Below are 11,680 nucleotides of genomic sequence, written 5' to 3' on the forward strand. Positions count from 1 at the left end.
CTACGCATTACGGCGGTCTGCTTTCTTAGCTAGGCGGGCCTTGCTGCGCTTGCCCGGGCGGCTCGCTGCGCTTTGCCGCTCTACGCATTACCGCGCTCTGCTTTCTTAGCTAGGCGGGCCTTGCTGCGCTTGCCCGGGCGGCTCGCTGCGCTTTGCCGCTCTACGCATTACCGCGCTCTGCTTTCTTAGCTAGGCGGGCCTTGCTGCGCTTGCCCGGGCGGCTCGCTGCGCTTTGCCGCTCTACGCATTACCGCGGTCTGCTTTTTTAGCTAGGCGGCCTTTGCTGTGCTTGCCTCTCACACCGTCAGGTCGATCCATGCGCGGGCGCGCGGGAAGTAGAGGGCTGCGCGCGCGGTGCGGCCGTCGAGCGCAGTCACTTGCGCGCAGTAGCGCAGCAGCTGTTCGCCGTGGCGCTGGCGCATGCGCGTGGCGAACGACGCTGGGGATTCGCCTGGGTGCGGGCGGCCGGTCTTGTAGTCGACAATGAGCCAGCCGTCTTCGGTGCTGAGCGCCAGGTCGATCACGGACACCTTGCCCGCGGCGTCGATCAGGGGCCACTCGCGGCGTGCGCCCGATTGCGACAGCAGCCACAGGCCGCGTTCGTCTCCCAGGGTTGCCTGCAAGGTTTCCAGCACGGCTTCCGACGCGGCGTCGGCCTGGCTTGCCGGGATGCCGGCGCGCGTCAGTTGCCGGCGCATGGCGGGCAGGCGCAGCGCCAGGGTGTCCACCGGCCAGGCGCCGACGCCGTCCTGCCCGATGCGCGCCAGCCACGCGTGCGCCAGGGTGCCGATGGCGGCGTCGTAGCCGGCTTCGAGTTGCCAGGCGGGATGCTCGCCGCTGTCGCCCCAGGCGCCTCGGGTCGCGGTGGCAAAGCCGGGACTGACGGTCACGTCGGCCTGGCGCGACAACTGCGCGAGGCCGGCGCGGTCCACGCGGCGCAAGGGCTCGCCTTGCCATTCGGGCGCGTCGGCGGTTTCGGGAACGGGCTCGCCATTGAGCGACGGCGGCACCGGCGCGGACAGGCAGGGCCAGAGGCGTCCCAGCAGGCTGGCGGCGGGCGGCGCCTTGGGCTGGCCGCTGGCCTCGTCCACCGACACATGGCCCACCAGGTGCAGGCGCTTGCGCGCCCGCGTCGCGGCTACATAGAGCAGCCGGTCGATTTCATAGGAGGCGCGGCGCGCCTCGCGCGCGCCGAGATAGCGCGACACCGGATCGGCCTCGGTTTCCGCCCGGGGCTTGACGGGGCCGAACAGCACGCGGCCTCCGCTCTGCTCAAAACGCACCAGCGGCGCCTGGTCTCCGCGCGGCGCGCGGTGCAGGCCGTACAGGATCACCGTTTCGAACTGCAGGCCCTTGGACTTGTGCATGGTCATGATCTCGACCGCGCCCTCATCCTCATCCGCTGCGTCCGGCGCGGCGAACAGGCGGGATATCCCGGCGTCCAGCGCGGCGACGTCGATGCCGCCGTGCGGCGCCAGGCGCTCGACAAGCTGGAACAGGCTTTCCGCGTCATTGGCAACGGACAGGCCCGCGTACAAGGCAGGCCCGCCCAGGCGGCGCCACAGCGACTCCACCCAGGCCGCGAACGGCATGGCGCCGGAGCCGTTGCGCTTGTCCAGCAGGACGGCCGCCACCTGGCGCAAGCGCGCGAACTCGTCGGCGCTCAGCAAGGATTGCGCGCAAGGCGATTCGGGTTCCACGGGCGCGGCATCGAACAGCGATCCCTGCGGCGCGGCGTCCGCCGCCATCGCCGTGGTTTGCGGCGGGATGCGCAGCGCCCGCTCCAGCAATACGGGCACCGGCGTGATGTGGTCGTCGCCGAACAGGCGCTGCAGGGACGCCAACGTCAGCCCGCAATACGGGGCGCGCAGCACCGACAGCCAGGCCAGGCGGTCGCCGGGGTGCGACAGCGCCCGCACCAGCTGCACCAGGTCCGCCACCACCGGCCGCAAGGCCAGCGGCACCAGGTCCACGGCGCGGCAGCGGATGCCTTCCTGCGCGAGCCGGCGGGTCAGGTTGCCCAGATGGCTGCGGGCGCGCACCAGCACGGCCACGGGATGTTTCGCGCCCTTGTGATCGATCAGGGCCTGGCGCACCAGTTCCACCGCGATGTCCTCGGCCTGCTCCTCGGCCGGGGCCGCGCCTTCCCGCGACCACGCCGGATGAAAGCGCACCGCGGGGTCGGGCAAGGCTTCGTGGAAGGCCGTGGACGGGCTGTAGGCGATCGCGCCCGCGCCTGCATCGCTGCGCTTGGGCAGCAATTCCACGAACGACCGGTTCACCCAATCCACGATGCCGGCCTGCGAACGGAAGTTGTCAGTGAGGTTCAGGAAGTCCGGCTGCAATTCGCCCACGCCGATGTCGGCCACTTCCAGGAACAGGCCCACCTCCGCCTTGCGGAAGCGGTAGATCGACTGCATCGGGTCGCCCACCAGGAACAGGCTGCGGCCGTCGCCCGCCTGCCAGCCCGACGTCAACGTACGCAGCAGGTCCAGCTGCGTCTGGCTGGTGTCCTGGAATTCGTCGATGAGCAGGTGGCGGATGGAGGCATCGAGCTTGAGCAGCAGCTCGCCCGGGTCATCGGCGCTTCCCAGCGCGGCCGCGGCGCGCTGCGCGATCTCGATGAAATCCACCTCGCCCTTGTCCGCGAAGCGCAGTCGCAGTTGCGCCACGGCCAGCGCCAGGGTCATCAGCTGGGCGCCCAGCACCTCCCATTGTGCGTCGGTGAAATGCGGCGCGGGGATGTCGCGCACCGCATGCAGCCGGCGCACCCAGGCCGCCTGCCCGTCGGCGCCTTCCAGCCAGGCCACGAAGGGTTCCTTGTGCGCGCACTTGGCGGGAAACCCCAGGTTCTTGTTGACCGTCTTGCGCAAGGAGCCCGTACCGGTCAGCAGCAGATGCGCCACGGCGCGCCATGCGTCCAGCAGCTCGGCGTCGGGCGGCAGTTCTTCCGTCCAGTCCAGCAGCGCCAGCAGTTTGTTGTCCTCGTCGCCGTCCTGCAGATGGGCGGCGGCCAGGCGCGCCGGGCCGCATAGCGCTTCGGCCCAGCCGTAAGGCATGGCCGCGCTCAAGGCGTCCAGGTCTTCGCCGATGGCTTCGGCCAGCGTGGCCTCCATGGCCTCGCGGTCGGACCCGTGGCGCAGCAGCGGCAGCCATTGGTCGCGCTGCCCGAGCATGTCGGCGATGGCGTCCTTGGCCGCCTGCACGTCCACGTCCAGGTGCTTGAGCAGGATGCGCACGGCCTCGTAGTCGTCGGCCAGGTCCAGCGTGGCGCGGGCCGCGGCCTCGTAGTGCGAGCGGGCGTCGTCGGTGATCTCGGGCATGCCGCCCAGCTCAGACAGCCAGGGCATGCTGCGCACCAGCCCCGCGCAGAAGGAATCGATGGTGCGGATGGCCAGGCGCGCCGGGTGGTCCAGCAGATGCCAGCCCTGCTCCGCATTGCGCGCCAGGGCCGCGCGGGCCAGTTCCCAGCTGCGGCGTTCATGCGCGGCCTCGGGCGGCGCGTCCAGCCCGCGCCGCAGCTTGCTCAGCACGCGCGCGTGCATCTCGGAGGCGGCCTTGCGCGTGAAGGTGATCGCGACGATCTCTTCCGGGCGGTTCACCGTGGCCAGCAGGGCCAGGATGCGGTCCGTCAGCAACTCGGTCTTGCCCGACCCCGCGGGGGCTTGCACCAGGAATGAGCGGGTCGGGTCCAGCGCGTCGGCGCGGGCGGCGTGGTCCTGCGGCAGGCGTTCTTGTTCGGCCATGGCTTATGCGTCCTCGTCGTCCAGATGCAAACGCAGGAACGGCAATGCATCGCAGTATTTAAGGTCGTCCCGGCGGTAGGCCACGTTGGCCGCATACCCCGCGACATATTCATCGGCCAGCGCCTCGATCGCCACGCGCCAGCGCTGCCGGATCTCGGGCCATGACAGGCCGTCGAAGTACTTGCTGTCGCTGGCCAGCGTCACGCCCGGCATGCCCAGGTCTTCGTCGGCCAGGCCTTGCGCGGCGATCTGCCGCGCATGGATCTGCGCCAGCACCAGGCCCGCGACCTCGCCGCCGGCGGCGTCGGCCAGCACTGATGCATAGAACGGCAGCTGGACGTTCACCGGGCGGCTGCGCGACCAGTCCGGCTCGGGTTTGGCGGCGGCCACGCCAGTCTTGTAGTCGACGATGACGTTGCGGCCGTCGGCCAGGCTGTCGATGCGGTCCAGCCGCAGCTTCAGGTTGAGCGCGCCGCGCTGCCACTGATGGTTCTTTTCCACCTGCGCCACCGCGAACGGCAGGCGCTGCGCCTCCATGTCCAGCCACGATGCCAGCACGGCGTGGGCGCGCTGGCATTCCAGCGCCCGCAAGGCCGGCGCGTACTCCTTGAGCTCTTCGTCCGCGGCCTGCGCCACGGCCTGCTCCAGCAGCGCGGGCAGGCGGCCGGTGGCGAGGATGTCATGCAGCGCGTCCTGGTCGGGCATCATGCCCCACACCAGCTCCAGCGCCTTGTGCAGGAACTGGCCGCGCACGTTTACGGTGGCCGCATCGGCGTAGGGCGCCAGTTCGCGTCCGCCGAGCCGATGGCGCACGAAGGCCCACAAGGGATTGCGCGCCTGCGTGTCCAGCACGTCCAGGCCGCCGCCGCCCCGGTTGCCCGCGGCCAGGGGCGGGCCCTGCGCGTCGTCCAGCGATTCCTGCGGCAAGGCCGCCTGCTCGCCTACCGGCGCCGGCGTCCAGTCCGTCAGCGCCGTGGCAGCGATCAAGGGCGACGGGCGCAGCTCGCGTTCGCCGTCCATGTGGGAATGGCTGACGATAACCTCGGGCGCGCAGCGGCACAGCGCGGCGTACATGCCCTCGGCCCACTCGCGTTCGCGTTCGGGCGTGGCGCGCGGCGCCTTGGCCAGACGCAGGACGGCCAGCGGCAGCAGCGGGTTGGGCTTGGGCGAAGCGGGCAGCACGTCGTCCGTGAGGCCCAGCATCCACACGCCGTCCCAATACCCGCCTTCCGCTTCCAGCAAGCCCAGCACGTCCAGGCGCGCCAGCGGATCGCGCTGGGGCTGGAACGAGGACGAACGCGCGACGCTTTCCAGCAGGTTCACGGCGGCCACGCCGCCCAGGCGGCCGGCGGCCGGGGCCAGCGCCGAAAAACTGCCCAGGGCGTCGCCCAGCGCGCCCATGACCTGGTAGCCCACGCTGTCCAGCACGGCTTCGCCTGGAAATCCCAGCGCCATCAGCGCGGCCTTCATGCGCAGCATCCAGACATCGCACGTGGCCTGGCGGCCGCCTTGCGTCCAGATTTCCATGGCCTGGTTCCAGGCCTGCGCCAATGCAGAGGTGTCGGCCAGCAGCTTGCGCCAGTCCTGCGGACTGACATGCAGCTGGGCCTGGCGCCGCCAGCGCGCATCGATTGCCGCCAGGCGAGCGCGGTCCCGCAAGTCGCCCGCGCAATGCCCGGCCAGCAAGGCGGCGCCCAGCACGTCCACGCCGCATCCCTTGCCCGGCGCGCATTCGGCCAGGGCGCGCAGCCATGCCAGCGCCGCGCGCGCCATCGGCCATTCGTTCAGCGGCCGCCCCACGGCGACGTTGAACGCGAAGGGAGGCGCGCCGTCGCGCCCGGCCAGGGCCTGGCTCAGCACGCGCCGCGCAAAGGGGGACTCCGCCTCCAGCTGAGGCGAGACGATGGCGTAGCGGCCGGTGGGATGCGCCTTCAGGTGGCTGGCGGCCCAGGCGGCCGCCGCCCGCCATTCCGCGCCCTGGTCGGCCGCCTCGAAGCGCCGGGCCACGGTCTCCACGCGCTGGGCGTCGCGCCATTGCGCCACGTCCGTGCCCTGTGCTTCGAAGGCGCGCAGCAGGCGCTGAAAGCGCGGCGACACGTCCGTGAATCCGGCCAGCACCAGTTGCCGGGGCGTAGCCAGCCGGCCGTCTTCCAGCGCCCGCAGCACGCGGGCATAGCCCTGGTTGGTGTCTTCGGCGTCGATGCCGGCAAGCGTCTGGCGATAGCGGGCGCGCCACTTCGCAAAACCGCGATATTCGTCGGTGTCCGCGCCGGACGGCACCCGCAGTTCCCATTCGTCCATCAGCAGGTCGGCGTCCATGGACAGCCGCGCCGCCTGGCTGGCGTCCAGCAGCACGCGTTCGGCCTCTTCGGCGCGGATCGCCTCGGTCCATACGAGTTGCGTGGCAAAACTGTCCAGCCGGTACGCGGGCACGTCGTCATCGGCCTCGAACGCGAGCTCGTTGGCGGATTCCGCCAGCCACGCGGACAAGGGCAGGATGCGCGGCAGCTCGCTGACCTGGCGCTCCTGGCGCAACAGGCCGGCCAATTCGAGCGTGAGCCGGCGCGACAGGCGGTTGTTCACCGTCAGCACCAGCGTATCGGCGGCGGGCATGCCGGCGATGTCCGGCAGCGATAGATCGGGATAGGAAAGCGATGCGTCCTGCATGGGCACCCATGGCGCCCGCCCGCGGGTCGGGCGGCGCGAAAATGACGGAGAAAATTACCGCCGTAGGATACCGCGAGCCGGCGCCCGGGACGCGCCTAGAAGCCGCAGAGCGCGGCCAGGTTTTCCCAATGGACGCTCATCTCGGGCGAGGTGTAGCCCCAGAACGCCAGGCCCAGCACCGCCGCCAGCGCCACGGCGCCCGCCAGGCGCCAGCCGCGATGGCGGCGGGCAGTTGGGGCGATGGGCGGTTGTGGCGTCATGATGTGGCCTGGCTGCGCCTGGCCTCAGGCCGCGGCCGGCTGGGTGACGGGCTGTTCGCGCACGGGCAGGCACAGCAGGGCGGCAACGACCGCCAGCGCCACGCCCGCCCACCAGACCATGTCGTAGCTGCCGGTCTTGGCGTAGGCATAGCCGCCCAGCCACACGCCGATGAAGCTGCCCAGCTGATGGCCCAGGAAGACGATGCCCGACAAGGTGGCGGCGTAGCGCAAGCCGTAGATCTGCCCGATCAGGCCCTGCGTCAGCGGCACCGTGCCCAGCCAGAACAGCCCCATCCACGCCGCGAACGCGTACAGCACCCAGGGCGTCAGCGGCGTCGACAAGAGCAGCAGGATGCCGAAGGCGCGCATGCCGTACACCACGGCCAGCAGCCGCTTCTTGCTGTACTTGCCGCCCAGCTTGCCGGCATAGAACGAACCCAGCACATTGAACAGCCCGATCAGCGCCACGGCGGTGGCCCCCTGCCCCGCCGTCAGCCCGCCGTCGGTGACGTAAGCCGGCAGGTGCAGCGTAATGAATGCCGTATGGAAGCCACAGACGAAGTAGCTCCAGAACAGGAAGTGGAAGGACGGATGGCGCACGGCCTGCTTGACCGCCGAGGCCAGCGACTGCTGCGGGCCCGTGTGCGTCTGCGGACGTCCGCGCAGGAAATAGGCCAGCGGCGCCGCGCAGGCCACGAACAGCGACAGCACCCACAGGGCGCCGGTCCAGTCCAGGCCGCTGATCAGCAGCTGGCCCGTGGGCACCACGGCGAACTGGCCCAATGAGCCGCCCGCGCTGGCGATGCCCATGGCCGTGCTGCGATAGGCCGGCGGCACGGCGCGGGCCACCACCGGCAGGATCACCGGGAAGGTGGTGCCGGCCTGGCCCAGCCCGACCAGCACGCCGGCGGTCAGATAGAGCGTTGCCTCGTCGGTGGCAAAGCGCGTGCCGATCATGCCCAGCATGTACAGCAGCGCGCCCAGCGCGATGGTGCGGCCGGACCCGTAGCGGTCGGCCAGCATGCCCATGAAAATGCACGCCACGCCCCACACCAGGTTCTGCAGCGCGAAGGCCATCGAGAACACTTCGCGGCCCCAGCCTTGCGCCAGGCCCATCGGCTGCATGAACAGGCCAAAGGTGGCGCGCACGCCCATGGCAAGCAGCACGACCAGCGTGCCCAGGACGATGATGCGTGTGGAAATCGTATCGGTTTGGCTGGACATGAAATCCGTGTCTCATTGTTTTTGGATGTACGCCCCCTCCTCGGGGCGGTCCCGCTCTCAGGCAGGACCCGGACATCATATACAAGTCCGGGACGGGCCCCGGGAATACCCCCGTTGGCGCATCGCGCTTTGCGCGCCGCCGGCGCGGCCGGCGGCCCTTTGATTTGGGGCTTGCCGCGGCTGCTGATAGACTTGCGTCCTGCTCCGAATCCCGCGCCGGCGGTGATAAACTCTGGCTCGCAACATTCGCAGCATTATCAAGGCCTTAATGCGCAACCCCGCCTCCGCGGCCGGTTCTTGCGCCTGTTTTGACCGTCTCGCCGTAGTTAAATGGATATAACCGGCCCCTCCTAAGGGTCAATTGGTGGTTCGATTCCACCCGGCGAGGCCAACCCGGCCTCGGTCCCGACGCCGCACCTCCCCCCGAAATGCCGCACGTTCAGCCAGATGAGGGTTAATCCGGGCTACGCTCACGCGCGCCGTGACGGTAGCTTCCCGTGACGCGTCTTGTGACGAATTGAAGCTACGTCAATACGTCACTTTTATTTTTTTCAGCGATGATAGCGAATCGCCTTGCGCGCAACTTGAAATTACTGTTTAAATTCGACGCGTAAGCCTCTAATTCATCTGGACTTTTCCTGAACCGACGTAACGCCGGCTTAAGAAATATTTGTTCACAGACCGATAAGCCTGCTCAATCATGGCATTTTCCTGGAAACGTGCAATTGCGAACGCGATAGCGCCTGCGGCGCTGGCGGTGTGCGCGCTCCTGCCCTTCGGCGCGCAAGCCGCCAAGAATTCCGATCCTTGCAAGACCAATGCCAAATCGGCGGCCTGCAAGGCGCAACAAGCCAAGAAGACCCCTGCGCCCAAGGCCAAGGCCGGCGCCGGCAAGAGCGCCGGCGCCAAGCAGGCCGCGCCGTCCGCCAAGAAGGCCCCGCCCAAATCCTCCTCCGCCAAGAAAGGGCCGCCCAAGGGCGGCAAGCAGGTCGCCGCCAAAGGCACGCCGCCCAAGAAAGCAGGCGCCGCCGGCAGGAACGGCAAGGGCGGCAAAGGCGGCAAGGCGGACAAGCCTTCGCGCGCGCAGCGCGCCGCGGCAGCCGCCGCCGGCGCCGCCATGCCGCCGCCCGCGGCCTCGGCCCGCGCCGAAGCGGCCGCGCTGCGCTCCAGCACCGCTTATGTGCAAGACCTGGAAACCTCCACGGTCATCTTCGCCAAGAACGAAAACGTCGTGCGCCCCATCGCTTCCATCTCGAAGCTGATGACCGCGGTCGTGGTGGTGGACGCCAACCTGCCCATGGATGAAATGCTGGAGATCACCGACGAGGACGTCGACGAACTCAAGCACACCACCTCGCGGCTGCGCGTGGGCACCAAGCTGTCGCGCGGCGACATGCTGCACCTGGCGCTGATGTCTTCCGAAAACCGCGCCGCCAACGCGCTGGGCCGGCACTATCCGGGCGGCCTGCCCGCCTTCGTGGCCGCCATGAACGCCAAGGCGCAGGCGCTGGGCATGGGCAGCACGCGCTTCATCGAGCCCACCGGCCTGTCCAGCAACAACGTGTCGTCGCCGCACGACCTGGCGCGCTTGCTGCGCGCGGCCTCGCAGCGCCCCCTGATCCACCGCTATTCCACCGATACGGAATACGAGGTCGAGATCAACAACCGCACGCAGACCTTCCGCAACACCAATCTGCTGGTGCGCAAGCCCGACTGGGACATCAAGGTGTCCAAGACCGGCTACATCAACGAAGCGGGCGAATGCCTGGTCATGCTGGCGCGCATCAACGGCCGCGACCTGGCCATCGTGCTGCTGGATTCGCAAGGCAAGCTGTCGCGCATCGGCGACGCCGTGCGCATCCGCCGCATCGTGCAAAGCGAAGTGGCGCTGGCGTCGATCCAGTCGGGCGGCTGATGCCGGCTTGAACTGCGCCGCGCGCATATGCAAAGGGCCCGATCGGATCGGGCCCTTTTCTTTTGCGCACGGTCGGCGGCTACGCCGCCGCGCGGCGTTTCGGACGCAGCGGCTGCGTGTCGTACAGCGAGGGCGGCAGGCCTTCGAGCACGGCCTGCGCATTGAGGGAGCCGATCGGCACGCCGGCATCCAGCGGGATCCGGCCTTCGGCCTGCAGCAACTGATAGCGCAGGCAGCACACGCGCAGGAAGGACGTGAAATTGGCGGCCTCGCCGCGATACTCGACCAGTTCGTCGTACAGCCGTTCGATCAGTTGCGTGACGCGCATGCCGTCGCGGCCGGCGATCTCTTCGAGGACCTGCCAGAACAGGCGTTCCAGCCGCAGGCTGGTCGCCACGCCGTGCAGCCGCAGGGAACGGGTTTCGCAGGCATACGACTGCTCGCTGGCGCGGATGAATATTTCACACATGAGGGCTCCTGAGGCGCCGGCAAAGCACGCCCGCGGTTCACTGTACGACGTTTGGCGCACCGCGGGCAAGACGCCGCGACCCGCAAGAATGCCCTAGGCCGCAGGGCCGACGCCGCTCCAATCTGAAACCACACGTTTCCCGGCGCACATCGATCGGGCGCTGGTTGATATAAATCATGGATGCGAAGGCCTGCACGTTCGAGGATGGTGAAACTGATCTGACTTCGGAGGTAATGATGGACAAGACCATGAAGGCCGCAGTTGCACGAGCATTCGGCAAACCCCTGGTAATCGAAGAAGTCGCGGTGCCGCGCCCCGGTCCGGGCGAACTGCTGGTGAAGATCGAAGCCTGCGGGGTGTGCCACACCGACCTGCACGCCGTCGAAGGCGATTGGCCCGTCAAGCCCAACCCGCCTTTCATTCCCGGCCATGAAGGCGTCGGCCACGTCGTGGCGGTGGGCGCGGGCGTGACCCATGTAAAGGAAGGCGACCGGGTCGGCATCCCCTGGCTTTATTCCGCCTGCGGACATTGCGAACACTGCCTGGGCGGCTGGGAAACGCTGTGCGAGCAGCAGCAGAACGCCGGCTACTCCGTCAACGGAGGCTTTGCCGAATACGCGCTGGCCGCCGCCGATTATGTCGGCCTGCTGCCCAAGAATGTCGGCTTCGTCGACATCGCCCCCGTCCTGTGCGCGGGCGTGACCGTGTACAAGGGCCTGAAGATGACCGACACCCGCCCCGGCAACTGGGTGGTGATCTCCGGCATCGGCGGGCTGGGCCACATGGCCGTGCAATATGCGAAAGCGATGGGCCTGAACGTGGCCGCCGTGGATATCGACGACGCCAAGCTGGACTTCGCGCGCCGCCTGGGCGCGGAAGTCACCGTCAATGCCAAGACCACCGACCCCGCCGCCTACCTGAAGCGCGAAATCGGCGGCGCGCACGGCGCGCTGATCACAGCCGTATCGCCCAAGGCCTTCGAGCAGGCGCTGGGCATGGTGCGCCGCGGCGGAACGGTGGCGCTGAACGGACTGCCGCCGGGAGACTTCCCGCTGTCGATCTTCGACATGGTGCTCAACGGCGTGACCGTGCGCGGGTCCATCGTCGGTTCGCGGCTGGATCTGCAGGAGTCCCTGCAGTTCGCCGAAGAGGGCAAGGTGCACGCCACCGTCGCCACGGAAAGCCTGGAGAACATCAACGACGTTTTCGACCGCATGAAGAAGGGCCAGATCGAAGGCCGCATCGTGCTCGACTTCGCCTGACGCGCAACGCCAAAGGAAAAGGCGCCTGGAGCGGCGGCACATGCCGCCGCACCAGGCGCCATTCACGTTGAAGCCGGTGCGGTCAGAGCGTGATCTTCGTGCCCACCACCGCCAGGAACTGCGCCCTACACGCGGGA

The 11,680-nt window shown here is 68.8% G+C and carries 7 protein-coding genes and 1 tRNA gene; 3 read left to right on the plus strand and 5 right to left on the minus strand.

Translation table 11 applies throughout. The features are described from left to right. Positions 1-296 precede the first annotated feature (296 nt). The 4 genes from ACFWP0_RS29465 to ACFWP0_RS29480 all read right to left on the minus strand — a co-directional run bounded on the left by ACFWP0_RS29465 (position 297) and on the right by ACFWP0_RS29480 (position 7,897). On the minus strand, positions 297-3,746 hold the full coding sequence (locus ACFWP0_RS29465) for a UvrD-helicase domain-containing protein (RefSeq protein WP_377848278.1): 3,450 nt from the start codon (positions 3,744-3,746) through the stop codon (positions 297-299). Between the two features lie 3 nt (positions 3,747-3,749). After that, a complete protein-coding gene (locus ACFWP0_RS29470; RefSeq protein WP_377848280.1) occupies positions 3,750-6,413 on the minus strand; it encodes a PD-(D/E)XK nuclease family protein in 2,664 nt (887 codons plus the stop codon). A 95-nt stretch (positions 6,414-6,508) separates the two neighbouring features. Beyond that, entirely contained in the window at positions 6,509-6,673 is a 165-nt protein-coding gene (locus ACFWP0_RS29475) for a hypothetical protein (protein WP_377848282.1), read from the minus strand. A gap of 24 nt (positions 6,674-6,697) precedes the next feature. Beyond that, on the minus strand, positions 6,698-7,897 hold the full coding sequence (locus ACFWP0_RS29480) for an MFS transporter (RefSeq protein ID WP_377848284.1): 1,200 nt from the start codon (positions 7,895-7,897) through the stop codon (positions 6,698-6,700). 316 nt (positions 7,898-8,213) lie between these two features. On the opposite strand from ACFWP0_RS29480, the gene ACFWP0_RS29485 reads away from it, so the two are divergent. Both ACFWP0_RS29485 and pbpG read left to right on the plus strand, forming a co-directional pair. Beyond that, positions 8,214-8,288: transfer RNA gene (locus tag ACFWP0_RS29485), tRNA-Arg, on the plus strand. Between the two features lie 309 nt (positions 8,289-8,597). Beyond that, positions 8,598-9,812, plus strand: a complete 1,215-nt coding sequence (pbpG, locus tag ACFWP0_RS29490; protein ID WP_377848286.1) for a D-alanyl-D-alanine endopeptidase — start codon at positions 8,598-8,600, stop codon at positions 9,810-9,812. A 79-nt stretch (positions 9,813-9,891) separates the two neighbouring features. Here the strand turns inward: pbpG and ACFWP0_RS29495 are convergent, their stop codons facing one another. Further along, positions 9,892-10,281 (minus strand): ribbon-helix-helix domain-containing protein, encoded by a 390-nt coding sequence (locus ACFWP0_RS29495; RefSeq protein WP_377848288.1) that lies wholly within the window; start codon positions 10,279-10,281, stop codon positions 9,892-9,894. Between the two features lie 236 nt (positions 10,282-10,517). Between ACFWP0_RS29495 and adhP the strand changes: the two genes are divergently transcribed. Then, positions 10,518-11,543, plus strand: coding sequence for an alcohol dehydrogenase AdhP (gene adhP / locus ACFWP0_RS29500; RefSeq protein ID WP_057283580.1), 1,026 nt, complete (start codon positions 10,518-10,520; stop codon positions 11,541-11,543). Positions 11,544-11,680: the final 137 nt, after the last annotated feature.

This window comes from Achromobacter sp. NPDC058515 (genome assembly GCF_042721735.1).
Taxonomy (GTDB): Bacteria; Pseudomonadota; Gammaproteobacteria; order Burkholderiales; family Burkholderiaceae_B; genus Achromobacter.

What these genes read in the sequence shown, in the direction of transcription:
- ACFWP0_RS29465 (WP_377848278.1), bottom strand. Translation starts at nt 3,746, where the DNA reads ATGGCCGAACAAGAACGCCTGCCGCAGGACCACGCCGCCCGCGCCGAC.
- ACFWP0_RS29470 (WP_377848280.1), bottom strand. Translation starts at nt 6,413, where the DNA reads ATGCAGGACGCATCGCTTTCCTATCCCGATCTATCGCTGCCGGACATC.
- ACFWP0_RS29475 (WP_377848282.1), bottom strand. Translation starts at nt 6,673, where the DNA reads ATGACGCCACAACCGCCCATCGCCCCAACTGCCCGCCGCCATCGCGGC.
- ACFWP0_RS29480 (WP_377848284.1), bottom strand. Translation starts at nt 7,897, where the DNA reads ATGTCCAGCCAAACCGATACGATTTCCACACGCATCATCGTCCTGGGC.
- pbpG (WP_377848286.1), top strand. Translation starts at nt 8,598, where the DNA reads ATGGCATTTTCCTGGAAACGTGCAATTGCGAACGCGATAGCGCCTGCG.
- ACFWP0_RS29495 (WP_377848288.1), bottom strand. Translation starts at nt 10,281, where the DNA reads ATGTGTGAAATATTCATCCGCGCCAGCGAGCAGTCGTATGCCTGCGAA.
- adhP (WP_057283580.1), top strand. Translation starts at nt 10,518, where the DNA reads ATGGACAAGACCATGAAGGCCGCAGTTGCACGAGCATTCGGCAAACCC.